Genomic DNA, 24,630 nt, shown 5'->3' with positions numbered 1-24,630 from the left:
AATAAGCTGTAAAAAAAATTTAGCCGGCTAGCTGTTTATTACTTTAGAAAGTTTGTGAAGTTTTTCACTTACTTTCTATCTTTACTATACATTGTTTTCCGATCATCTACAATAGAGTTCACAAATTGTTCGCAATATTTTTTTATGTTAATAATAGTTGTCCATTACATTGTGGATAATGTGGTTAAATCCTCGATTTCCTGTTATATCAATATAAATTAAACATTTAATTGTGAATAACATTTTGTGGATAAGAATCCTACAACCTGTTGATAATGTGGATAAATGTGTGTATATCTTATATATCAAGGTTTAACGTTGTGGGCAACTCCAAAAATCTATGACTTTCGTATCAGAAAATACTGATAATTACATTACTTTGCACCTATATTGGAATAATTCTGACTTTTCCACAAAGTTATTTTACTGATTGATATTATTTCCACTCAACGATTAAACTAAAGATATACTCCTGAAAGTGATGTGTAGTAACTCATGAGCAAATATATTATTGGTCTGGATATCGGCACCTCCACCACTAAGTCCGTTATCTTCACTAGACAAGGGGAAGTGGTTTCAGAATATGAATGTGCCTATTCCACCTACCATCCCAAACTAGGCTACTCAGAACAGAATCCTTTAGAGATTGATAAGGCTGCACGTTTGGCTATCTCCACTGCCATCAGCCAAAAAAATATTGCCGCTACAGACATCTCTGGCCTTTGCATCTCATCTGCCATGCATAGTCTCATTTGTATCAACGAGCAAAACGAACCAATTTCGCCGATGATTATTTGGTCGGATGGAAGAAGCTATCCACAAGCAGCCATCATGAGAGATTCCTATGGTCGGGACATATATGAACAGACTGGTACTCCCATACACCCGATGTCCCCCTTTGTGAAGCTCGTCTGGATGAAGGAAAATCAGTACACACCTTACTATGAAGCGGCCCGTTTTGTTTCTATCAAGGAGTTTATTTTATACAAATGGTCCGGTACTTGGCAAGTGGATTATTCCATCGCCTCTGCAACAGGACTCTTTAACATCCATACATTACAATGGGAAGAAGACGCTCTGGCAATCGCGGGAATAAACGCATCACAGCTTTCTCGCATTGTTCCATGTACGAAGGAGGTTGGCCCATTAAATGCAGAAGTGGCAAAAGAATTGCTTTTACATACTACCACTCCCCTAATAATCGGCTCAAGCGACGGCGTCCTTGCGAATATGGGAGTTGGGGCGATTGACGACGGGGAGACCGCATTGACCCTTGGATCGAGTGGTGCACTCCGCAGATTTACTAAGGAAAAGAAGACCGATTATGAACAGCGTACATTTCAATATGCATTCACAAAAGAGAGTCATATCATAGGTGGTGCTACCAATAATGGGGCTGTTCTGATGCACTGGCTTGCAAGGCAGTTCTCTTCCTTAACCAAGAAAGAGGCGATTGAAGTCGCTGATCTTGAAGCTTTGGCCGCCACATCAAGCGCAGGATCCAATGGATTATTTTTTCTTCCCTATCTGAACGGGGAGCGGGCTCCCAAGTGGAATGCCAAAGCAAAAGGGGGTTGGATGGGGCTCACTCTTTCCCATACAAGTGCAGATATGATTCGTAGCGTCATGGAAAGTGTCATCTTCAATATGTATGAGATTCATGAGGCACTCCATGAAAAGGCCGGACCAACGAAAAAACTGATAATCAGCGGCAGTTATGCGAAATCTCCTCTATGGGTGCAAATGACTGCAGATATTTTCAAAAAAAACGTCACCGTTCCTGATAGCCAGCAAGCTACTGCCTGGGGAGCAGCTTGGCTTGGACTGTACGCGCTAGGGGAGGTTGACTCCATAGAAGCGATCAAGCAGTATATTCCTATCAAACACGAGGTGCTGCCAATTGTAAGGAATGTAGAAAGATATGAAGAATACTACCACATCTACCGGGAGCTTTATAATAAAAATAAACCCTTGTTCGCCGAGATGGATAGGTTGCAATACTAAATAGACGTATAGAAAAAGCGTGCAATGGTTATCAACCAACCCTGCACGCTTTTATCATTATTATCCTTCCACACGCTCTCTCTTCCTGATACTGATCCCTGTAAACCCATAGAACAAGCTCAACAGCGGACTGATCAAACAGAACAGTGCGAATGGCAGGTAATCCAATACAGGCACACCAAGCACCCCTGCCATGAACACACCACTGACACCATACGGAATCAATGGATTGATGACCGTTCCTGCGTCCTCCAACACCCTGGAAAGGTTTTTAGAGGAAATGCCCTGCTTCTCATATTCCTTTTCAAAACCCTGTCCCGTCAGAATTATCGACATGTACTGTTCACCCACTGTAACATTCACACCTATGGCGGTAGCCACTGTCGCAAGTATCAGCTTCCCTGTTGAAGAGACGAATCTCTGTATCATTACTAGTATCCGGTCCATCACTCGCAGTTGCTGAATCAAACCACCCATGCTTAGTGTCAATAAGACCAAGGAAACCGACCACATCATTTTTTGAATGCCACCTTGGGATAGAATGCTGTCCATCGCTTCATCTCCAGTGGCTCCTGTGTAGCCGTTTTGCATAACATCCATCAGCTGGGCAATGCTGATTCCCGGTTGCAGGATAAACGCCATCGCCGAACCTGTAATGATCCCCACCATCATGACAAAGATTGCCGGTACGCGTTTCAATGCCACTCCGAACATGACAACGGCAGGTAACAAAGCCCAGATACTCACAAGACCTTCCGCCTTCAGAACAGCTGGCAAATCCGCAAACTTCCCAACAGATCCGCCGCTTGCCCCACTGCTCATAAAACTGAATACAACAAGGCAGATGATAGCAGCCGGAATGGTTGTCCATAACATATGACGGATATGTTCAAATAAGTCCACCTTACAGACTGCCGACGCAATGTTGGTGGTATCCGATAGAGGTGACATCTTATCGCCTAAAAGTGCTCCAGAAATGATGGCACCAGCCACGATAGCCGGATTGAAGCCCATCCCTGTACCAAGTGCGATAAATGCCACACCGACCGTAGCGGTAGTTGTAAATGAACTCCCAATACTAATCCCGATAATAGCCGTGATGATAAACACGCTCGGCAGAAATAGACTCGCAGAAATGAGCTGCCCGCCATAGTAGATGAACGTCGGGATCGTCCCTGATAGCATCCAGACCCCAATCAGGATACCAATTAATATAAATAAAAGAATTGGGATGAGCCCTTCCTTCAAGCCGTTTTTTATGCCAGTCTCAATAAATTCCCACGACTGTCTTTTTACTAATGAAAATAATATTAATACCACAATGCTTGCAAAAATAGGAATATGCGGCTCTGCTTCAAAAATGAATAATGAAATAGATATAATAGCTATTATGCTTACAACCAAGCCAAGAGCCGCAATTCCACTGATGTTTAATTGATCCTTCTGTACTTGCTGCTCCATGATGTTCCCCCCAATAGTTGATTGCGCTTGTTGTTAATGTGCACCAAAAAAGCCCCTTCATCCCTAAAAACAAGGGACGAAGAAGCTCCGCGGTACCACCCTAATTGGCAAACTGAACGCTTGCCCACTCATCTAAAGAATAGCCTGTTGAAAATATGTACTGTATTTCATCCCCCGCTCCGCCTGGGTTTTCACCAACCACCCAGTCTCTACCTGCTGCAAATACGCCGACTACTTTATACAAGGCTATCAAACTATTAATTTTCTATGCTCCACTCTGCTCCAACCAAACAATTTCACTAACACACTTAAACGCTTAAACGCTTTTAGGTGTTAAAGTATTATTTATAATTTAATATATAATTCACCAAATGTCAACAACAAAAAAATCCCCAAGCTAAAATGCTTAAGAGGATTTCTCGTGTTCTATCGTTTTTGCTGGCATTCTGAGAATGAAACTTGTCTGCTCTTCATTTGATTTGCAATAAATCTCCCCGTCATGCTTTTCAATCAGTTTTTTACAGATATAAAGGCCGATTCCCGTCCCGAGATCCTTCGTGGTGAAAAATGGCTCGAAAATGGCATGTATCGAATCCTCCCCGATCTTCGGCCCGTTATTGGTAATGGATAGCTCCATCACATTCCCCTTTTCTACACAAACAACCTCTATCGTCCTTACTTTATCTTTCATTTGTTGAAGCGCATCAATGGAATTGATGATGAGATTCAAACAGACCTGCCTAAGTTCATCCTTATTGGCAAACAGACTGATTGTGGGATCGATATCCAAATGAATGACGACATCCCCATCCAATAAACTCGGATATAAGAATTCCACCAGTTCCTGCAAAAGAAAAGACAGATTGACCTCTTCTCTCTTACTTTCAATTAATTCCTTCCTAGACACATGGAGAAATTGCGATATACGATAATTTAGCTGATCCAGTTCATGTCGCATGATTTCCAAATACGGATGATCCGGAAGTTCATTCTGCAAAAGTCTTGTAAAGCCGATAACAGAAGTCAAAGGGTTTCGGAATTCATGAACAAAACTTGAGCTCATTTGTCCTAATATCGTTAGGCGCTCCTTATGAGTCTGGTTAATGTACAATTCCTTTTCTTCCAGCTGTTGTTCTTTTATTTGCGTATATTTTCGTACTGCCAAATAGGAAAATTGGTCAAATAGATCATTGATTTGATCAATGAAAGGCTGCAGCTCCTTACTAGGTATCCCCGATTTCCATACCCACTTGACGACTTCACTTCTGCCGGTATTCACATTGTAGACAAATTCACTGATGTTAACATTTGCCTGCACCCGCTCCTGGGCCGTCTTGTTTGCCAGCATGGTGATTTCTTCTTCGGTCAGCGGCTCTTTGATCGCTTTTTTGACCAGCTGGTACATTTGCCTTCCGTTACGGATGACTTCTTCTTTATATAGGTCATTCTCCGATATTACACTTTTATTTCTCCAATTTTGGATAAATTGCTCATGATTTTCTTCTAAGTACAGTGTGAGTTTCTCAGAAGCCTCCATTTTGCCAGCCACCTTCAACTTGTTTTTTCGCAATCACTCTATTTCTATCATACCAGAAAATTTAAAATGATATGAAACTTCTTTCCTATGAAGCTACTGTTTTTAGGTTAAGGATTGCTGATCTTTCTCCAAAGCTCTTTTCTCAAAGATTGTTGCTACTCACTAGTAAAAAGTCGGCAATGGGACTTTTTACAGTTTACCTACTCATACGTAAAAGCAACAATGTTTACGAATACAGCCTTCTCCAAAAAAATAACCTGACTCCTATGCTATTGGCACAGTTAGTCAGGGTGTATGGGTTTGGGTCTAGTCTTATTTTTTCATAAAGGAAAATGGACATTTTCCTTCTATCGGTTTTACATCGTCCCCGATGAAATATTGCTTCCACTCCCGATGGTTCGGATCTCCATAATGGCTGATATTCGGGTGGGTAGGAAGGTTATCCCACTTTTCCACTCGTTCCCTTACTTTCTCGCGGGACATTATGCCACCTTTAGAAGTTCCTTCGAGTCCTTCAAAAATACGTCGTGGTTGGAAGCCAAGGATAAGGCTGCTACCAAGATCCCTTGTTTTCCTTTGTTTATAGGCAGGAGCATTACCGAATACGAAATATGGTTCATCGGAAAAAGAGAATGCCCATAAATGGTGATCAGGATCTGTAGGATAATCCTTTGGCCACGGTTTATCATCTTTCATATGTAAAAACTGTAGAATGTCCCAGAAATACTCACGATAATAAGGGATTTGCTTTTCCTCCGTTTCAGGTTCCACAAACAGAAAAAGGCCGTGACGGACTAGTGGTTTCCCTTCATCGAATAGTGCTTGAAAATCACGTAAAGTTTCCGGGAGATGTGTCCAGTTGTCATGTGTTATATAAGAATAACGCAGCTCTCCTTTTTTCTCTGCACTCATGCCAAAGTAGCAAGGAAACGTCTTATCCGTTACCACACTCCGGAAATTCGTATATTCCCTTATCACCCATTCAGGGACTATTTCAGGATTGGTCATCTCTTCTTTTGTCAGCAATTTTCCCTTTGTTGTACGAACTGCTGTCTCCATGCAATCACCTCTTAATGAAATTATTAATCTTCATAACTTGGAAAATACCCTTAATAAGTAATGTCAAAACATAATGAATGTACTCTCTTATACTTAAGAGTTACAATAAGATTAGATTTAAAAAAGTTTCGTTATTCGTGTTTCATCTCGTTCCCTTAGGGGTATTAACAATAAGATTGTTTACTATTTCATATACATAGAGGAGAAAAACAGAAATGGGCATTTTAATTGTGGATGATAACCAGGTCAATTTGTTTGTCATAGAGAACATTTTGAAAAGGGCGGGCTATAAAGAATATTTATCCTTCACTTCCGCCAAAGAGATGTTTGATTACTTAAACGTGGATAATCCCTCATCACCTAGAATGCCCGTCGACATCATTTTGATGGATATTATGATGCCAGAGATAGATGGAATTGAGGCCTGCCGTACGCTTCAGATGGTCCCCCATCTGAAAGATATCCCTGTCATATTTGTCACGGCATTGGAAGATTCCAATAAAGTGGCGGAAGCATTGGATGCAGGTGGATTGGATTATGTGATGAAACCGATCAATAAAACGGAACTACTTGCACGGATACGGGTCGTCCTTAGGTTGAAACAAGAAAAAGATAAGAATAAGAAACAGGCTGAAAAGATAAGAAATCAATTGGATCTTTCCCAACAAGTCCAGAACAGCCTTTTATCCGAACCGATTTTTGATGAGCAATTCACCGTGAAAGCATCCTACATACCTGCCTATAAACTAGCAGGTGATATGTATTATTGGTATAAGATTGATAAATCGAGATATGCGGTCATCCTCTTGGATATGATGGGACACGGAATCTCGGCTTCCCTGGTCTGCATGTTCATTTCTTCGGTTTTGCGTGACTCCATCCGAGGGTGTGCAGATCCTGGATTTGTTATTAGCGAATTGAACCGTTGGATGCATGCATTGAATTTACGCAATCAACAGATTCCGTATTATTTTACTGCTATCTACCTGGTGATAGATACAGAAGAAAAGACGTTGGAATACGTCAACGCAGGTCATCCGGCAGGCTTTGCCCTAGTCGATGAAGGCGAAGTTGTAGAGCTTTCCAACCGTACTTGTGCACTTGGTTTTTTTGAAAAGGTGGATATTACGAAAACATCCATCTCCTACGAGGATTCCGTTCAAATCATGCTTTATACGGACGGGGTGGTGGAAACAATGGAGAAGGTTGGCATGAACCAATATCCGCAGTTTATCAAATCTGCCTCTAAGCTTTGGGATCTGCCAAACATTCCAGAACCTATTCATTTGGTTTTGCCCGAAGAAACCCAAGCAGAAGCATCTGATGATATGTGTGTAGTCCTCATACAGGCAAGGTGAACAAGAAAAACAGGGCGATTGATTAATCGCCGCTGTTCCTTTCCACAAATGGCTGAGCTTATCCTAAGGGGCCTCCTCACTGCGTTGCGGGGTCTCAACATTGCCGCTACTCCCCCGTAGGACAAGGAAGGCTACGGAAGCGAATCATCGCACGAAGAAAATGCGTAGCATTTTCGAGGAGTCTCCGCCATTTGCTCCAATCCACAGCTGAAATTCGTAAGTAAGTTAGGTTAACGGCTATTTTAGGTTCCTTAATGTAGGAAGGCATTTCATTCTTCTATAGGTGAATGAAATCAACCGCATAGCGTATGAAAAAAGCGGAGAGCCAGGATAATATCCTAGCTTTCCGCTTTTTTTCGGTATATCTTATCATAAAGATCGAACTCTTCAAATCCCGGATGTGCATCAAGACGTAAAGCTTCCTTACTTCCAAGACCAAGAAAGCCTCTAGCCCCCAAACTCTCCTGAAACAATTCAATCACATTATGCTGCAATTCCAAATTAAAATAGATTAATACATTCCGACATATGATGATATGAAACTCATTAAAGGAACGGTCTGTCACCAAATTATGCTGTGCAAACACGATTCTATTCAATAATTCATCGTTAATATAGGCAAACTGATGATCGGAATGATAATACTCCGAAAAGGCAGTCTTTCCGCCAGCTTGCATATAATTTTTTGTATAAGTTTTCATTTTGGAAAGGGGGATTATTCCTTTTCCTGCCTTCTCCAGTATCTTCTCATTCATGTCCGTTGCGTATATCTTTGACTTATGACTCAAACCTTCCTCTTCCAGTAAGATAGCCATTGAATAAGCTTCTTCTCCAGATGAACAGCCTGCGTGCCACACTCTTATTTCCGGCATTTCCTTCAAAAGTGGAATCACTTTTTCGCGAAAAGACAAGAAAAAGGAAGGATCACGGAACATCTCTGTCACATTGATGGAGAAGTCATCTAATACTTTTTTCAAATACACTTCATGATGAATGATTTGTTCTGTCAGCTGACTGATATTTTTCAATCCTTCTAGCCTTAATCTATTTTCCACTCTTCTCATGATGGAAGACTTCATATATTTTCTAAAATCAAATCCCGAAAGCCGATAAACTGCGGTTAAGAATAAATCTAGTTCCAAGTCATGCTTGTCCACTGGTAATCCTGCCTCCAAAATCTCAAATCTTACAAAATGGCTCTTTTATCAAAGATTGTTGCTATTCACTAGTAAAAAGTCGGCAGTTGGACTTTTTACTAGAAAAGTCGGTAATTGGACTTTTCACTGCTTACATACTCTAACATATACATGTAATACATTTAGCTCTACAGGGAAAAGAGCACGAATATAAGGAATCTAACGTTAGTTTCGTAAGTACGAAAAAGCAACAAAGTTTACGAAAACAGCCTACATGGAAGGGGACATCTACTCGCGTCCAACGAGTCGTAACCGTCCCTTTTGTCTATAGCCTAATGTTTTGCTACCCAAACGCGCATCGCGGATAAAAGTTGATCCAATTTAAGTGGTTTGCTGATGTAATCAGAAGCTCCCACCTCTAGGCATTTCTCTCGGTCACCTTTCATCGCTTTTGCTGTAAGGGCAATGATTGGAACGTCTTTATGTTTTTCAAGGTTTCGTATCGTTTTAATGGCTTTATAACCATCCATGACTGGCATCATGATATCCATAAGAATAATATCTACATGCTCGTTTTCATGGAGGATATCCAGACACTGCAACCCGTTCTCTGCAGTCAATATGTTCATATCCTCTTTGTTCAATGCATTATTAAGAGCATAAACATTTCGGTGATCATCGTCCACTACTACAACAGTCTTCCCTTTTAGAATATTAGAAGTATCCGGCTCTTCTAAGGGCTCAGGCTGTACGGCTTCTTTCTTCCCCGCCATTTTCAGAACCATATTTTCTTCCTCAATCAGATCCGTTTCTGTAGTTGATGCCACTTCCTGCCAAGCTGCCTCGACTTCTTTCATTTGAGGCATTCCTTCCGGCAGACTAGGGATAAGTAATGTGAATACACTCCCTTCCCCTTCTTCACTTTCCACAAAGACCCTTCCACCCAACAGGTTCGAGAATTCTTTGGAAATGGAAAGTCCAAGCCCTGTGCCACCGTACTTTCTCATGGTTGCTCCATCCCCTTGATGGAAGGCTTCAAAAATTAGGGACTGCTTTTCCTTGGAGATCCCTATTCCCGTATCTTCCACTGAGATTTTCAACCAGCTTTCCGCTTGTACAGAAACATTGGCTTTTAAAAGATCTCTTTTTGGAGCCTTTTCAATCTTCACGGTCACTTTTCCTTTTTCCGTAAACTTGAAGGCGTTGGATAACAGGTTCTTTACTATTTGTTGAAGGCGCTGTTCGTCTGTGAAAAATACATCCGGTAGCTGATTGCCGCGAATAATCTCGTAATCTATCTTTTTATGCTTGGCGATATGGGTGAATTGCAGTTCCAAACGGTTGATGAACTCCTCTACATTCACTTCTCCAAACATCACTTCCAGCTTCTTCACTTCCACTTTGGAAAGATCCAAAATATCATTTATCAAGTTAAGCAGATCTTGACCGGAAGAATTAATGACTCGGGAGAACTCCCTTTGTTCATCTGTCAGTTGGTCTTCTGGATCTTCAGCAAGCATCTCTGATAGAAGTAATATACTATTCAGTGGAGTGCGTAGTTCATGAGACATATTCGCCAGGAATTCCGATTTATATTTGGAACTGAGTTGAAGCTGTTTCGCTTTTTCCTCAAGCTCTGTTTTCGCCTTTTGAAGATCGGCGGATTTCTGTTCCGCATCACGTGAACGCTCTTCTAACTGCTCATTGATCATGCGCAATTCCTCAGATTGCGTTTGAAGTTCTTCTGATTGGGCCTGTAATTCTTCTGATTGAGATTGCAATTCTTCTGTTTGCGCTTGGGATTCTAATAATAAACGCTCCACTTCCATCCGTCCCAGAATGTTCGTGATCGCAATTCCGAGCGTTTCGAGCACTTTATTTAAAAGCTGACGGTGTGTCTTTGTGAATTCGGATAATGTCGCCATCTCAATGACGGCGATGACTTCATCCTTGATAATGACAGGAGCAATAATAATGCTTTTTGGTTTAATATGCCCTAAGCCTGTAGTGACAACGGAATAATTCTCCGGCAATTCTTCTAGTAAAATCGCTTTTTTATCCCAGGCACATTGGCCAACCAGGCCTTCACGAAGCTTATATGCGTCTCCTCCAACATCTTCTGCTCCATCTGCATAAGTGGCAACCTTTTTAAAAGTCGCCCCTTTTCCACTTTCTCCATCCAACAGATAGAAAGCCCCAAGTTTCGCATCCATTAAAGGTGTCAACGTGGCTATGAACTTTTCTGCTAATGAATCGGTAGATACATTACGATGATAAAGATTAATGATATCTGCAGAGTTCGTTTGTACCCAGTTCTGTCTGCCTATTTCCTCTGTAAACTGCTTTTCTTTCACATGATAGGATTCAATGGAGCTTGCCATCGTATTAAAGGCTACAGAAATCTCCCCTATCTCATCTTTAATACCGGTACTTAATCTTGGCAAAGTGGAAAGGTCATCATAATTTATCCCTTTGATACCATCCTTCACTTCATCCAAACGTTTGTTGGTGCTTCTAATCACCCAAAGGGTTGTTGAAACGATGACAATCAGCGATAAAAGGACTGCAGATATCAGAATGACAACAAGAGTTTGATAAGTTTGGTTCGCCTCTCCCATAGTTTCCTGCATGAGAGACTCCTGCAACGTTTTAAACTCTGATATATTTTGTAAAAGTTCTGCTCTCGTATCTAGTTGTGATGTGTAGATACCTTGCAATTCACCAGTGCTTGCACCCTCATTGATCTGAGAAATGATTTCCTGTTCCATTATCCAGTACGAGTTATATCCTTCTTGGATTTTACTCAATAATAATTTGGTCTCATTTCTATCTAGGACAGATTCTAATTCTATGATATTGTTTCTAACAGCTTCCCTATTTTCAGCTATATTTGTCAGGTTTGACTCAATATTCTCTCCATCACTTCTATTTGTGACAAATAACAACTGCCTGTCCGTTTCATAGAACAACTGCCTGATATCTGTCGCCTTATTGACCTTGTAATACCTGTCTTCTACTATTTCCAGCATATTTGTCTTCATGGAATTGGTCATAAATAGAATCACTGATAATAGCAGTACTAGAAAGAATACCGTTATCCCCAACCCGACAAATTGTTTTTTTCTAAAGCTCACCGCAACTCCTACTTTCTTTAGTTTGTGATGCTGAAAACGTGCATAAGTATCTAGATTGATTATACCAGTAAGTTGAAACCATGGTCGAGCATGGATGCTCTGTTAAGTAAATTATTATTTAAAAATGAAGAGATAACAAAAAAAGGGCCTCTCTTCGTACTAGAAGATGAGAATCCCGTTTTAAATCATATTTCCTTTGACGAAATAGGAAGGAATAGTTTAATTCCTCTTTTATTGAAAGGCAGGAGTTTTATATCAGCTATCAAGTGGCTAATATATGCAAAAAGGCATGTATAGAAAACACCATCAATAGATAAAGAGTGTTCAAGCTTCAAAGCTATGTAACCAAAGAAAATTACGCCAATCAGGGAATGGGTATAACTCCTATGGGACACTAGCGATGCTATTATGATATAGACGCCGAACAGTATCATCCATAACTCCTGCAAGGACACACCTGCTCCCGTAATGGTCAACATATGCTTCTGCTTGATGAGAGAAGATATAATGATCATGAGGGCCCCTATTCCCACACCTCGCAATTTTTCCTCTATCGTTCCTTCATATAGACTGTAAAGAATCATCATCGTTCCTATTATTTGGGCAATCGTCCTCGTTACAGTGTGGGATAACGTTATGCGCCCACGAAGTTTCCCATCAATATCAAGGTCTGGCACAAGGGCTGATACCGTTCCTAGACTGACTAAAATCAGGGTGGTAGTTGGGGTTGTCTGCAAAGAGTTGGCTACAGCAAATCCAGTTGCTGCTCCTATTGCTGCGTGCGCAGTACCATTCATGTTGTTGTCACCTCTACAGTTTGAATTGTTCGTGCATTTTATGTTTCCTGACATCAGAGTGCCGCAGAAATCAACATCACATTTTAGCTATTCTACAGGAAAACATTTGTTCTGTTCAGGGGCAAAAGTCCTGATTGTGCGGGATGGGGTTTGACATGGAGGTGTCTCGGGGATGGGGGTTCTCAGTTCATTTTCCGCTTACATGGTAGTAGAATATGTAAAGCGCCCGAATGCACCTACGTATCGCCCGATTCCGATTCCCCTCTTTTTTCAGCCCTTCATACCTGTCCCTTGGAATCTACCATCCTCCTAATATAGAGCCTCCGATCAACCAATTTACATATCAAAAGACTCTCCCAACACCAAATAGTGCAGGAAAGTCTTCCACTCACTTTATTTTCTTCAAAAAGTACTCCACAAGCTCCTGATGCTCCAAAAGCTCCCTTTTGCCCCTTTCACTGATCACATATGACCCGCGCTTCACCCGATCAAACCACCGGTAATAGTTTTTCGTCAAAATGGAAGAGGTCTTCTCTCCTGTTCCAAGCTCCCGCAAAGCCTTTGGCGACAGTGGACCGAACTTCTCTAAAAAGCACGCAATCTGTACGCAGTTTTCTTTATAGGCAGTCCTGATTTTCACCCGATTGCTGCCACCGAGATTGACATCAGATGAACGTCCATCCATCTCTTTCATCAATGCGTCACGCTTCCGCTTATTCTGGCGCATACTACGCGCGCGGTCAAATGGGACAGGATCAAACATTACTTCCACGCGCTTACCTCGCCCGCTGAATGACACGATGATCAAGCCCAACTCAAGACGCTTGATCAGATGACATAAGTCTGTCCAACGCTTCGAACGCCTGCTGAACGATGGCTTCGGAATCGCGATATACACGAGGTCGGTAAGCTTCTGGCGCTTGGTGGCCTGAATAAGCAGTTGTACATTCAGCGTCAGCTTAAGCTCCACCACTACTACAGCATCACCTTTCACCATCGCGATATCGCAGTCGTTCACTTCCCCATATACATCATAGCCCTCTTTGACAAAATACTTTTGTATGGGCTTATAAAGGTCCACTTCATACATTTTTTTCTTTTCTGCCATGCACATACACCAACCTAACCTAAATGGAAAGAATCTCCCGTATATCCTCATCCGTCAAAGATGTCGACACTTTCTCATCATGGTCTATTATTTCCTCTATCAAATGCTTCTTTTTATCTTGTAATTCATTCATCTTTTCTTCAATCGTCCCACGTGCCACAAGCTTAATCACCTGTACCGTCTGGGTTTGTCCCATCCGGTGTGCTCGGTCAGCCGCCTGCTCCTCCACCGCCGGATTCCACCAGAGATCATAAAGGATGACGGTATCGGCACCAGTCAGATTCAGCCCCGTTCCTCCAGCCTTCAATGAGATCAAGAAAAAGTCCCGTTCTCCCGAGTTGAACCGTTCACACCGCTCCACCCTTTCTTCCGATGGGGTTTGACCATCGAGGTAAAAGTAGGGTAGACCCTGATAGGTAAGTTCCCTACCTATCAGTTCCAGCATTTTCGTGAATTGGGAAAATATCAGTACCCTTCTGCCTGACCGCCGGGATTCTTCAATCAGCTGCAGGAGCATCTCGAATTTTGCAGAGCGCCCCTTATAACCATTTACAAAAAGGGTCGGATGGCAACAGATCTGACGAAGCCTCGTCAGTCCAGCCAATATCCGGATCTTATTTTTCCTCAACGTATCCTTGTTCAGGTGTTTCAATGTATCATGACGAAGCTTGGCAAGATAGGCTGCATAAAGCTTTTTCTGCTCAGGTAAAAGCTCTACTGACTCTAAGCTTTCCTGTTTCTCCGGCAACTCCGCCAGCACATCCTCCTTTACCCTCCTCAGAAGGAAGGGACGGATCCGCCTTGCAATCGATTTCCGTGTAAGATTACTGTATTCCTTCAAGCCCATAAACAATTCAGGGAAGACTACGTGGAAAATGGACCAGAGTTCTTCCAAAGAATTCTCTACAGGTGTACCGGTCAAAGCAAATTTATAGTCCGCTTCCAACCTTTTCACGGAACGGGCCGTCTGGGTGATGGGATTTTTGAACGCTTGGGCTTCATCAAAAAAGATTGTATGAAACATTTGTGATGCAAAGGAGGATATATCACGTCGTAACAATGGGTACGACGTGATGACCACATCCACTTGTTTTAACTGTGCAAGAGCATATTCTCGTTCTTTGCGTGTTCCATCCACAATCAACGCTTCGATCTCTGGCGCAAACTTCCTTAGTTCACTAAGCCAGTTGTAGGTTAAAGAGGAAGGACAGACAATCAAGACCGGACATTTCTTCTGCCGAATATCTGTAAGCTCTGATAAGATAAAGGCAATACTCTGCAAAGTCTTCCCAAGTCCCATATCATCTGCCAATATTCCACCGAACCCGTAATGGGCCAGAGTTTTCATCCATCTGAAACCATGCTTCTGATAATCCCGTAAAATTGCATCCACTTGCTTGGGAACCTGGATGTTTTCACTGCTCGGGTTCCGGATCTCCTCCAAGAACTTCCGGAAGGAATCCTCAAGGGAGAACACGTCGTCTCCAATTACAGAATCCATCATCTTAAAGCCTTTAATAATAGGAACATTCAACCCCAGCTCGAGATCCTCTGCCTGCACTGGATTTGCCTGTAGGAACCGCTGAATCTCCTCGAATTCCCTTGTTTCCAAGGAGAGCAATGACCCATTCTTTAAGCGGTAATACTTTCGTTTTTCCTCCAATGCCCCTAACAGCTCCCTGATCTGGGATTCCGGGATTCCATCCAACTCAAACTTGAATTCCAGCCAGTTGGTCCGCTCTTTTTTTACACGCACACGAATTTGGGGCTTGGCATTTTCTCTGAATATCCGATTCCTTACCGCAGTGGTTGCGTACACCTGTACAAACCGTTGCAATGTTGGCAGCTTATGATAAAGGAACTCATATTCCAGCTCTTCATTATGCAGGAAATACCCCTCTTCGGTACTGCCGAATTCACTGTCTTCCATTAATTCCAGGATCATCTGTTCTTTATCCCGGTCCCGGATAAACATCGCGTTCCCCCGCTGCTCTCTCGGATCCAACGGATTGATGACCACCTGTTCATAATGGAATTCCATACTTGCAAGCAGGCGGTTTTTCACCCTGTCCAGATAGAGCTTTGCAATCAACGGCGCCTTGGCTATCTTTTTTGTCACCGATTCATCCAGCTCCACTTTTCCGAGCTTTCTCAAGCCAGGTACCACCTTGTCGAGGAAAACTTGAACCTGATCAGTAGCGATAGGAATATGGTTTGTCCTTGATGCCTCAAGCATCCTTTGCAATTCACTTAGACGACGACAATCCTCCGTTGGAAGGGTTAGGAGCTTCCCATTTTTCAATACAGCTTGGTAAGCCGGGAGAACCTCTAAGCTCTCAAGTCCTTTTACTTTCAACAAGAACCCTTTCCCAACTTCCTCTGTAAAAAGAAACTCTAAGGAAAGCGGCTCCTTTGACAGTTTAAAGTCATTAAATGTTCTGCCACCATGAAGCAAACGGGTATCAGGTGCGTTAGAAAGTATAGGCTCCAATCTGTGGAAGCTGGAGGGAGGAATGATGAAGGATTGCAGATGATCACCCAACTTTTCCTGATAAGCTCTTTCGTCATGGAGAATGTCAATTAGCCTTTGGATAACTTCATCTGCTTCCCTTTTAAAACATTGTCGTGCAGGGTTGAACAGTGAACTAGCCTCCCCTTTCCTCACCGCAAGCAAAAATTCGCGAATGTCTATAACCGGCTTATCTTCCACCTTCAAATCAATTCCAAGAACGTTCCTGCCGTCTTCCAGCAAAACCGGTTTAATGATAAAAGACAAGTTTAGAACTTCCCTTTTTTCAAAATGACGCTGATGGCCGCTGATTACGTTAGGCTTACTTTGAAACAAACGGAGCACTTCATCCGAAAGAGCTTGGGTCGAGGAATCCTCCAGTTTTTGATGCTCAAGGATGGTAAGAAGAACTGCGGCAATATGCTGACATTCCTTTCTAATAGAAGCCAATTTAGGACAAGAACATTCAGCGTGAAAGTTCCCCTCCCCCTCTGCGGTGATGACAATATGAAAGTCCTCTGTCGCTGATACAGTCGCCTCACATTCCCGATCCGTATATGTATGTATCTTCACTTTATCGGCTCGTCGAAAAGCCTCCCCACTTTTAAAGGAGACAGAGCCACATCGTTCTTGGATAAGTTTTTGATTAATGTTAATTTCCATTGAGGTTTTCTCCTTTCAAAAGGGGGGGATTCTTACTCTAATAAAGATTGTAACACACATTAAAAAGCACAGCTTACCAGGTTAGCAAGCTGTGTTCCCCCTTTTATTGCATCCCGCCCAAAGTTTTCAATTTCATCTCATCTAAGGCATCGTTCACTCTGTCAAGATCATGTATCCTCTTCTCCAAAAAGAACCGGATCACAAGATCGTACGTGTCGCTTCCTGACAAGGAATAGCCTGCAACTCCCAACAAGTCCTCCGTTTCCTCTCCATCAAGCTCCAAAGCAAAGGCTAGGGAAACCACCGTTGTCTTTTTGGGCCTGTAATCAGCATTAGAGCGGATTTTTGAAAAGTGCTTCCTATCCATGCCAGCTTTTTTATAGATGATTGAATCCTTCACCCCTTTTCGGTCGATATACTCAAACAATACTTGTTGAAGGGTTGGTCTTCTATTGTTCTTTATGAACTCCTCAAGCTCCAACACTTCGCTATCTTCCTGTAGAATTGGAGCTTCTTTGTACAAGATGGATTCCCTGACTTCCAGAATATCTTCATTCTGATGCGTCCAAATATATTCCTGCAGCTCCAACCATAACTTTTTATCGAGCATTTCCCCACCTCCAAATGTCGCTTTCGAAGCGACCATTTTATGGATATTATTAGCTATTATTATAGCATGAAGGAGGATGATGAAAATGAATAAAAACGTAACGGAGATAATTTTCCTATTGGACAGGAGCGGGTCGATGTCAGGCTTGGAAAGGGACACAATCGGAGGCTTTAACTCCTTTCTGGAGAGGCAATGCCAGCATGCAGGAGAAACGGTAGTCACCACGGTTCTGTTTGATGACGAGGTGGAAGTCTTGTGGAACGGAGTGGATGCGAAAAGCGTTAACTTAACGAGAGAGGACTATTATGTAAGGGGCTCCACCTCCCTTTTGGATGCGGTCGGAAAAACCATAATCGATGTAGGGAGCCGATTATCGAAGACACCTGAGGCTCTCAGACCGAAGAATGTGATTTTCGTCATCACAACAGACGGAATGGAAAACTCGAGTATGGAGTTTTCCTATTCAAGGGTAAAAGAACTGATCCGCCATCAACAGGAAAAATACAGCTGGCAGTTTCTTTTCATGGGAGCGAATATTGATGTGGTCAAAGAAGCAGATAGCTTGGGCATCAACAAAGAACATGCCTACCAATTTGAAGCAACCGAAAAAGGTGTTGAGATTATGTATGACTCCGTATGTGAAATAATTTCAGAGAAGCGCGTGAATTAAAGAAACATCCAGTCTTCCATTAGAAGACTGGATGGCAGTGTGTAGACAAAGCTTAAAATAATGAAATTCTCTAGTTGATCGCAGTGGAAGGAGCGAAGACTCCTGCGGGAGGAAAGGACATGGAAGACCCCGCAGGGCGTAGCCCGACGAGGCTTCCGGACTGCCCGCGGAAAGCGAAGCTCCTGGAACGAAGATCAACTCTTCCAACAGATAACCTAATTAGTTTATAGTTTGTCAACAGTCTGACATCCAGTCTTCCATTAGAAGACTGGATGGCTATACTTGAATATTTCCGGCTTCCCTTATCTTAGACTCCCTTCGCTTCCAAACAATTTTGGAAAACGTTATGCTGCATTCATATAAGAGAATTAAAGGGATGATGACAAGAATATCTGACAGAAAATCAGGCGGTGTGATAAGAACCGATATGACAATCAAAAAGAAATAAGCATATTTTCGAAACTTCTTGAGAATGTAAGGAGTAATGATTCCAAGACTCGTTAAGAACATAATGACAACAGGTATTTCAAAAAGAAAACCGAATGGAAGTGTCATTTGTATCAAAAATTGAAAATACTTTTCCGTTGTATAAAAGACCTCAAATATCCCATCTGCCAAGGAAACCAGAAACTTTAATATAATCGGAAATAAGATGAAATATCCAAAGCTTATACCTGATAGGAAAAAAAGAAATAAAGCAGGAATATAAGCCAGAGTCACTTTTCTTTCTTTTTTACTAAGCGCAGGACGCACAAAGAGCCAAATTTGATAAGCTGCAAAAGGAATAGTGATGGCAAGGGCAAACACACTTGCAATATTAAAATAAACCCACAAAATGTCACCCGGACCCAAGACAGCAAGCTTTTCCGGGAGGTCTTTTACAAGAAACGCATAGATATCATTTACAAATACAAATGCTCCAATCAATGTCAGAACAAATACAGCTAGAACATAGATAATTCTGCCCCTGAGCTCCTCCAAGTGATCAACGAGCCGAAAATCACTGTTTTCCAAGCCTTACACCTCACTTACTAGAGAATGAATCAAAGGATGCAGATTCATCACCTGCACCCTCTATACTTCTTTTACACTACTTCTTTTTGAACAGTTTTATTTTCTTGCTCTTCTTGCTTACTCGTTTCATCTGACATGATTTCATTTGTGGAACGCTTAAACTCTCTGAGTGTCTGACCGAGTGCTCTACCAATCTCAGGTAGTTTGGATGGACCAAATATGATCAGCGCAATTACTAAAACCAGAATAAGGCCTGGTATTCCAATGTTAGACAACATGTTGTCATTCCTCCTTTTTAAAATCCTTTAATCACCACTACTGACGGTCTTGGCATGGTATCGCCTTTGCGGTGTGGCCACATACTTGTAGGGTTACTAAGATCTTTCGTCTGTTCGCCTGGGTGCTGTATGGATAAGAACATGTTTTTCTCATTCGGAGTAAACCACGGTCCTGTCAGTTCACTTTCCACTGGACCTGAAGCGAACTGGAATGCTTTTCCCTTCTCTAGACCTGTAGTCGGTATAACAAACATTCCGTTGTTCTTGAAAGGCTCATAAGTTCCTCTATTTAAGCTACTAGTGGAAATATCCGTCACTGTCCAAAGATTGCCATGACGATCAAAATCTAAATTATCAGGTGCACTGAAACCGCTTTGTGTACCTCCGGCTGCAAAGATTTCATAACTGAATGTCAAAGACCCCAGATCACCTTTGCTTTCGAAGAATCTCGTAATATGACCGTGAAAATTCCCCTTGCTAGTATTATTTGTATGGGCGATATAGATAGAATTATCAATTGGGCTAATCTCCACATCCTCAGGGCGGTCTGTTGGAGTTGCTCCTAGCAGGATTGCTGCCTCATGTGCATGAACAAGAACATCTGCCTGCGTTTTAAATTTATTCAACAGCTCTTGATTTCCGCTTGCTGCCTCACGGACATTTTCAATAGTAAGGGCAAGCCATACTCCAAGTTCCATGTCTGCTGCATACAACGTACCCTCTTCTAGTAGTCTGGAGTTCTCTTTCCCTTTAGATTCATTAAACTTACCTTTACTGATATATTTATAGACACAGGCTCCCGCTTTATCATCACCAGAATAAACCACAACCCTACGGTCTTTGGATAGACCCATTGCGCAGTTTTCATGATGAAAGCGTCCCAATGCCGTGTGCTTTCGGGGCTTAAAGTATTTATCATCCTTATCGAATGGGTCCACTTCCACTACCCATCCATAATGAGTGGTATCCAGGTTGGCTTTATCTGCTGTCGTTTCCCAGTTTTCTTCACAAGAGAGAACGGTGTTCCATAAGGTTGCCCCTCCAGAACAATTTGCAAATGTTCCTTGAACCACTGTTGCTCCATTGACGGAAGCTGTCCCTTTTGCAGGTCCTGTCAACTCGAAAGGAGCTAGTCCAGAAATCCTTCTGGCAAACTTGGAATCTGTGTCCATCTTCCAAACCTTTGAAACAGGATCCTGGTAAACTTCAATAATAGAAAGCCCCTGATTATATAACAGCATTTCAATTTGAGCTGGTGTATAGTCCCCATTAATTGGCCCTTCCACAAACAATGGGTTGGTATATTCATGGTTTACAAGAAGGAGCCCCCTTCGGCTTCCCTGGATTGGCAGATACAAGGTGAAGTCACAATTAAATCCAAAGGTATCTCCCTTTTTATTTATTACATCACCATATGCCGCAACAACATCATATGTATATCCTGTGGGCAGTACGAGTTGATCTTCTCTTGTTGGTGCGATTGGTTTAAAGCTGATTTTAGAAGCCCTGTTTTCATAACCAAATAGACTGTCCCTTTCCTTGTCTGCAGCTGCAACTTTTGGAGCCAAAGCACTTAAACCAGTTGAAGCAAATGTTAATGCCGTCATCCCTGAACCTACATAAGTCAAAAATTTTCTACGATTCACATCCACTTTTAACACCTCATATCCCATATTCGTTTTGCCTACAAATGACATACTACAGGAGGAATGTTAAGAGATTACTGAGGTAAGATTTAGATTTCATTAAAGGTATTTTAATGACCACCCTACTTTAGTCCTGCCAAATATGAAGAAATGTAAATTCCCAAACCAATGAACTAGACGTCAACTTCCTTAAGTCCCAGATTTATAACTAAGCTTTTTTCTCAAAGTTTGTTGCTAATCACTAGTAAAAAGTCGGCAATTGGATTTTCTACGGCATAGAAACTCTAAAAAGGCATGAAAGTCTTTTCTGGAAAATAGCACGACAGGAATGAATATAACGGTGTGTTATAAATGCGAAGAAGCACCAAAGTATACGAAAACAGCCTATAACAACCAAAAAACTTCCCTTCATCAGGGAAGCTTCTCCATACACGCCTATAAAATCTAGCTACTGTACACTCACCATTTTCAACGCTTCGTTCTCTAGCCATAAATCTGATTCCTCCAACTGTCCTGCCATCTGTAGCAACAAGTCTTCTCTCCCTCTTGCTGCCATAAACTGAACCCCAATAGGAAGACCATCATTAGTTAAATGCAGCGGTACCGAAATGGCAGGCTGACCAGTTAGATTAGCAAGCTGTGTAAACGGCACCCTTTTCAGGCTTTCTTGCACTAGCTGCTCCACAATCCCCATTTTCTTTAGGAGTGTGGCTGACCCTAGCTTGCCTGTTACTTGCAGAGCAATACTTTCTAACGGCTTTAACTTATGGTCTCCTATTCTTGCTGGAGGGGAAGCGGTAGTTGGTGTGACATATAAATCATAGGTTTCGTGAAATTCTTCCATCGCATAAGCAGCTATGTCCCACTCCCGTAAACTTAGAACAAATTCCTGGGCGGTCATCGATTTTCCGATTAGGGCAAGCAGCCAGGTCGCCGGCTCCACATCATTCAATGTTGCTTTCCTGCCAAGTATCTCCTCAAGCATGGAAACCATGGCACTTACTTCCAAAGTAGAGGGATAGATAGCTGTTGGCGATTTTCCTTCCCTCCACAGGCGCTTCCACCTCTTCGACGGTATGCCCCAATGCCTCCAGGTATTTCAACGTTTTTCCGACTGCCTCCACACAATCCGAATGGACTTCCGTTCCGATCGGTGATTTCGTAGAAAAAGCAATACGCAGCTTCTTTTCCAGGGGATGTTGCAGCTTCTCCAAATAACTCCCTTCATACGTTGAAGTTGAAAATGCAGCTCCCTTTTCATCTCCTTTCAATTTATCAAGGACAGCTGCACTATCGCGCACAGTCTTTGTCACCACATGTTCCACCGCTGCTCCCTGCCAAAAGCGGCCAAATTGCGGTCCGACCGGAGTTCTTCCTCTTGTTGGTTTTAAGCCGAACAAGCCACAATAGGCAGCAGGAATCCTGATGGAACCACCTCCATCATTTGCCCCTGCGATTGGTACCATTCCTGAAGCTACGGCAGCTGCAGATCCACCGCTTGAGCCACCTGGAGTATGTGACAGTTTCCATGGGTTCCTGGCAGGACCATAAACAACAGGTTCTGTAATTGCCATTAAACCGAACTCTGGGACATTCGTTTGCCCTAGAAATAAGAATCCACTTTTCCTTAACCTTTTTACATATTCTGAATCCGTCTTTGCTCTATATTTTTCTAAAGCTCTAGAACCTAATGTTTTGGGTTCCCCTTTTACTTCCTGGCCTATATCCTTAAGTAGTATAGGAACTCCTGCAAACTGTCCATTGGTTTTTTCGGAGGCAACTCTTGCCTGCTCATACATCGTATGGATCACCGCATTCAACTGTGGGTTTTGAGTTTCAATTTCACTGATGGCCATTTCCAACAGTTCAATTGGCTTGACTTCCTTTTTTTGGACCAATTCAGCCAGTCCAAGTCCGTCATAGCTTTTGTATTCATGCTTCTTCAACGTTTATCACCTCTCTATACTCTATTCCGCAATGAAGAGGAATAAAACTCTGCATTCCAAGCAATATCTGACTTTGTTTTATTAGGAGTTTTTCATGACTTACACCAAAGCCCATCTCCCAACATAGGCTATTGTACATAGATTCATATTTTTAATCTTGGGCTTGTTCGCCTCAGAGGGGAGTTTGGTATAGATGGAATTGACTGCGGCGCATTGGATGTATTTGGTGGGTACGTTGGTTATTATATTCACGATGCTGTTCAGGCAAAATGTGGTGGTCCCTGCCATCTTGGTCACGTTTTTGGTGGGTTGGATTTTCAGCGGTTCGTTTACATTTGGGCTACAAACCATATTTAATGCCAGTCTAGTGGCAGCGGGAGAGCTTTTTAACATCTTTCTGATCATCGCTATCATGACAGCACTGCTTCATTCTTTGAAGTCGCTCGGTACGGACGAACAAATGATTACTCCTTTTCAGCGGGTCATGAAAAATGGCCATATATCTTTTTGGGTTCTGGTGTTTGTCACCTATGCCATATCCCTGTTTTTCTGGCCGACTCCAGCGGTGCCTCTAGTTGGTGCACTACTTATTCCAGTTGCTATCAGAGCCGGACTCCCGCCGATTGGAGCTGCTATCGCTATTTCCCTTGCCGGTCAGGGTATGGCTTTATCGTCAGACTATATCATTCAGATTGCACCTTCTTTAACAGCGACCGCTGCTGCGGTGGATATTGGAACAGTAGCTGATCGTGGATTCATTTTATCGATTGTGACTGGTGTAGTTGCCATCACTTTTGCTTATATTTCCATACGTAAGCTTATTGCACTTCCGTCAAATGAGCATTTAACAAAATGGAACAACACGGACAACCAGAACGGTGATACGGAAGGCATTACAGAAGGCGGCCCTGTGGCAAAAAGCAAGTACAGCTCGCTGTTTGCTTTCTTAGTTCCGGGAACGTTTCTTGCCATTATCATTTATATGATCCTTGCCAAGTTTTCTGATGTCCTTCCTTCTCTAGAAGGTGGATCCGGCGCAGCACTTATCGGTGGGGCTTCTCTCATTTTATTAATTGGGGCATCGTTCTTCCTTAACGCCCGTAATTCTCTACAAACTGTGAGCGACAATATCGTCAAGGGCTTTTTGTTTGCTTTTAAGGCGATGGGGCCGGTTATACCAATTGCAGGTTTCTTCTTTATTGGTAGTGGGGAGCTTGCAGCAAGAATTTTGGGGACGCCTGTTGAAGAAACCCCTTCCTTCTTATTTGACCTCATTCTCGCAGGTCAGGCCTATATTCCGGAAAGCTCCTTTATTGCAGGGTTTGGAATCTTGTTGATAGGGATGATTACAGGTCTGGATGGATCCGGCTTTTCTGGTCTTCCCCTTGTAGGAGCACTATCTGGTGCACTTGGAGATAGTGTCGGTGTGGAGGCAGCAACCCTTGCCGCCATCGGACAGATGGGATCAATTTGGGTCGGAGGCGGAACGTTGATTGCGTGGTCATCCCTTGTTGCAGTAGCTGGATTTGCAAAGGTTCCTGTAATGGAACTTGTGAGACGAAGCTTTGTACCGGTGCTATTAGGTTTGGCTGTCGCAACATTCGTGGGACTTTGGTTGTTTTAGAATAGAAGAGGATAGATAAAGTCTTCGTCCAATTTTTATGGATGGGGGCTTTTTTGTATGTTTTTTTGAAACCTTT

19 protein-coding genes are annotated in these 24,630 nt (G+C 42.5%); 4 read left to right on the top strand and 15 right to left on the bottom strand.

Annotation, left to right across the window (positions count from 1 at the left end; translation table 11 throughout):
- Positions 1 to 495 precede the first annotated feature (495 nt).
- A complete protein-coding gene (locus tag MKY77_RS05780) occupies positions 496 to 2,004 on the top strand; it encodes a gluconokinase (protein WP_339149330.1) in 1,509 nt (502 codons plus the stop codon).
- Between the two features lie 60 nt (positions 2,005 to 2,064).
- Here the strand turns inward: MKY77_RS05780 and nhaC are convergent, their stop codons facing one another.
- From nhaC to MKY77_RS05760, 4 genes are all read right to left on the bottom strand, one after another.
- Positions 2,065 to 3,465 carry a Na+/H+ antiporter NhaC gene (nhaC, locus tag MKY77_RS05775; RefSeq protein ID WP_339149329.1) on the bottom strand — a complete coding sequence of 467 codons (1,401 nt, stop codon included), beginning with the start codon at positions 3,463 to 3,465 and terminating at the stop codon, positions 2,065 to 2,067.
- Positions 3,466 to 3,565: 100 nt separating this feature from the next.
- Entirely contained in the window at positions 3,566 to 3,709 is a 144-nt protein-coding gene (locus tag MKY77_RS05770; RefSeq protein ID WP_342515675.1) for a hypothetical protein, read from the bottom strand.
- Between the two features lie 162 nt (positions 3,710 to 3,871).
- The gene (locus MKY77_RS05765; RefSeq protein ID WP_339149327.1) at positions 3,872 to 5,002 is read right to left on the bottom strand and encodes a histidine kinase N-terminal domain-containing protein; all 1,131 of its coding nucleotides are present in this window, start codon (positions 5,000 to 5,002) and stop codon (positions 3,872 to 3,874) included.
- A 312-nt stretch (positions 5,003 to 5,314) separates the two neighbouring features.
- Complete coding sequence (locus MKY77_RS05760; RefSeq protein WP_339149326.1) at positions 5,315 to 6,061, bottom strand: YqcI/YcgG family protein; 747 nt, start codon at positions 6,059 to 6,061, stop codon at positions 5,315 to 5,317.
- A gap of 215 nt (positions 6,062 to 6,276) precedes the next feature.
- On the opposite strand from MKY77_RS05760, the gene MKY77_RS05755 reads away from it, so the two are divergent.
- Complete coding sequence (locus tag MKY77_RS05755; RefSeq protein ID WP_339149325.1) at positions 6,277 to 7,419, top strand: fused response regulator/phosphatase; 1,143 nt, start codon at positions 6,277 to 6,279, stop codon at positions 7,417 to 7,419.
- Between the two features lie 338 nt (positions 7,420 to 7,757).
- Here the strand turns inward: MKY77_RS05755 and MKY77_RS05750 are convergent, their stop codons facing one another.
- The 6 genes from MKY77_RS05750 to MKY77_RS05725 all read right to left on the bottom strand — a co-directional run bounded on the left by MKY77_RS05750 (position 7,758) and on the right by MKY77_RS05725 (position 17,376).
- Positions 7,758 to 8,576, bottom strand: a complete 819-nt coding sequence (locus MKY77_RS05750) for a protein-glutamate O-methyltransferase CheR (protein ID WP_339149324.1) — start codon at positions 8,574 to 8,576, stop codon at positions 7,758 to 7,760.
- A gap of 311 nt (positions 8,577 to 8,887) precedes the next feature.
- Positions 8,888 to 11,689, bottom strand: a complete 2,802-nt coding sequence (locus MKY77_RS05745; RefSeq protein WP_339149323.1) for an ATP-binding protein — start codon at positions 11,687 to 11,689, stop codon at positions 8,888 to 8,890.
- A 185-nt stretch (positions 11,690 to 11,874) separates the two neighbouring features.
- The gene (locus MKY77_RS05740; protein ID WP_342515674.1) at positions 11,875 to 12,486 is read right to left on the bottom strand and encodes a metal-dependent hydrolase; all 612 of its coding nucleotides are present in this window, start codon (positions 12,484 to 12,486) and stop codon (positions 11,875 to 11,877) included.
- A gap of 388 nt (positions 12,487 to 12,874) precedes the next feature.
- Entirely contained in the window at positions 12,875 to 13,594 is a 720-nt protein-coding gene (locus MKY77_RS05735) for a DUF2161 family putative PD-(D/E)XK-type phosphodiesterase (protein WP_339149321.1), read from the bottom strand.
- A gap of 19 nt (positions 13,595 to 13,613) precedes the next feature.
- Complete coding sequence (locus MKY77_RS05730) at positions 13,614 to 16,766, bottom strand: DEAD/DEAH box helicase (RefSeq protein ID WP_339149320.1); 3,153 nt, start codon at positions 16,764 to 16,766, stop codon at positions 13,614 to 13,616.
- A 103-nt stretch (positions 16,767 to 16,869) separates the two neighbouring features.
- Entirely contained in the window at positions 16,870 to 17,376 is a 507-nt protein-coding gene (locus MKY77_RS05725; protein WP_339149319.1) for a hypothetical protein, read from the bottom strand.
- Positions 17,377 to 17,461: 85 nt separating this feature from the next.
- Between MKY77_RS05725 and MKY77_RS05720 the strand changes: the two genes are divergently transcribed.
- Positions 17,462 to 18,046: a VWA domain-containing protein gene (locus tag MKY77_RS05720; RefSeq protein WP_339149318.1), complete on the top strand. Its 585-nt coding sequence runs from the start codon at positions 17,462 to 17,464 to the stop codon at positions 18,044 to 18,046.
- Between the two features lie 276 nt (positions 18,047 to 18,322).
- On the opposite strand, the gene tatC is transcribed toward MKY77_RS05720, so the two are convergent.
- The 5 genes from tatC to MKY77_RS05695 all read right to left on the bottom strand — a co-directional run bounded on the left by tatC (position 18,323) and on the right by MKY77_RS05695 (position 22,930).
- Complete coding sequence (gene tatC, locus MKY77_RS05715; protein WP_339149317.1) at positions 18,323 to 19,060, bottom strand: twin-arginine translocase subunit TatC; 738 nt, start codon at positions 19,058 to 19,060, stop codon at positions 18,323 to 18,325.
- 71 nt (positions 19,061 to 19,131) lie between these two features.
- A complete protein-coding gene (locus MKY77_RS05710; RefSeq protein ID WP_339149316.1) occupies positions 19,132 to 19,338 on the bottom strand; it encodes a twin-arginine translocase TatA/TatE family subunit in 207 nt (68 codons plus the stop codon).
- A 17-nt stretch (positions 19,339 to 19,355) separates the two neighbouring features.
- A complete protein-coding gene (locus MKY77_RS05705; RefSeq protein ID WP_339149315.1) occupies positions 19,356 to 21,011 on the bottom strand; it encodes an alkaline phosphatase PhoX in 1,656 nt (551 codons plus the stop codon).
- 421 nt (positions 21,012 to 21,432) lie between these two features.
- Positions 21,433 to 21,993, bottom strand: a complete 561-nt coding sequence (locus MKY77_RS05700; RefSeq protein WP_342515673.1) for an amidase family protein — start codon at positions 21,991 to 21,993, stop codon at positions 21,433 to 21,435.
- Positions 21,962 to 22,930: an amidase family protein gene (locus MKY77_RS05695; RefSeq protein WP_339149313.1), complete on the bottom strand. Its 969-nt coding sequence runs from the start codon at positions 22,928 to 22,930 to the stop codon at positions 21,962 to 21,964. The genes MKY77_RS05700 and MKY77_RS05695 overlap by 32 nt, the downstream gene beginning before the upstream one ends.
- Positions 22,931 to 23,123: 193 nt before the next feature.
- Here MKY77_RS05695 and MKY77_RS05690 point away from each other — a divergent pair, with 193 nt between their 5' ends.
- Positions 23,124 to 24,554, top strand: coding sequence for a hypothetical protein (locus MKY77_RS05690; RefSeq protein ID WP_339149312.1), 1,431 nt, complete (start codon positions 23,124 to 23,126; stop codon positions 24,552 to 24,554).
- Positions 24,555 to 24,630: the final 76 nt, after the last annotated feature.

The organism is Sutcliffiella sp. FSL R7-0096 (genome assembly GCF_038595065.1).
GTDB lineage: Bacteria > Bacillota > Bacilli > Bacillales > Bacillaceae_I > Sutcliffiella_A.
Note: the sequence above shows the minus strand (reverse complement) of the source record. Positions and strands in the feature narration are given on the sequence as shown.

Coding starts and splice junctions, on each gene's coding strand:
- MKY77_RS05740 (WP_342515674.1), bottom strand. CDS start 12,486: ATGAATGGTACTGCGCACGCAGCAATAGGAGCAGCAACTGGATTTGCT.
- MKY77_RS05765 (WP_339149327.1), bottom strand. CDS start 5,002: ATGGAGGCTTCTGAGAAACTCACACTGTACTTAGAAGAAAATCATGAG.
- MKY77_RS05780 (WP_339149330.1), top strand. CDS start 496: ATGAGCAAATATATTATTGGTCTGGATATCGGCACCTCCACCACTAAG.
- MKY77_RS05710 (WP_339149316.1), bottom strand. CDS start 19,338: ATGTTGTCTAACATTGGAATACCAGGCCTTATTCTGGTTTTAGTAATT.
- MKY77_RS05725 (WP_339149319.1), bottom strand. CDS start 17,376: ATGCTCGATAAAAAGTTATGGTTGGAGCTGCAGGAATATATTTGGACG.
- MKY77_RS05755 (WP_339149325.1), top strand. CDS start 6,277: ATGGGCATTTTAATTGTGGATGATAACCAGGTCAATTTGTTTGTCATA.
- MKY77_RS05720 (WP_339149318.1), top strand. CDS start 17,462: ATGAATAAAAACGTAACGGAGATAATTTTCCTATTGGACAGGAGCGGG.
- nhaC (WP_339149329.1), bottom strand. CDS start 3,465: ATGGAGCAGCAAGTACAGAAGGATCAATTAAACATCAGTGGAATTGCG.
- MKY77_RS05760 (WP_339149326.1), bottom strand. CDS start 6,061: ATGGAGACAGCAGTTCGTACAACAAAGGGAAAATTGCTGACAAAAGAA.
- MKY77_RS05735 (WP_339149321.1), bottom strand. CDS start 13,594: ATGGCAGAAAAGAAAAAAATGTATGAAGTGGACCTTTATAAGCCCATA.
- MKY77_RS05705 (WP_339149315.1), bottom strand. CDS start 21,011: ATGGGATATGAGGTGTTAAAAGTGGATGTGAATCGTAGAAAATTTTTG.
- MKY77_RS05690 (WP_339149312.1), top strand. CDS start 23,124: ATGGAATTGACTGCGGCGCATTGGATGTATTTGGTGGGTACGTTGGTT.
- MKY77_RS05730 (WP_339149320.1), bottom strand. CDS start 16,766: ATGGAAATTAACATTAATCAAAAACTTATCCAAGAACGATGTGGCTCT.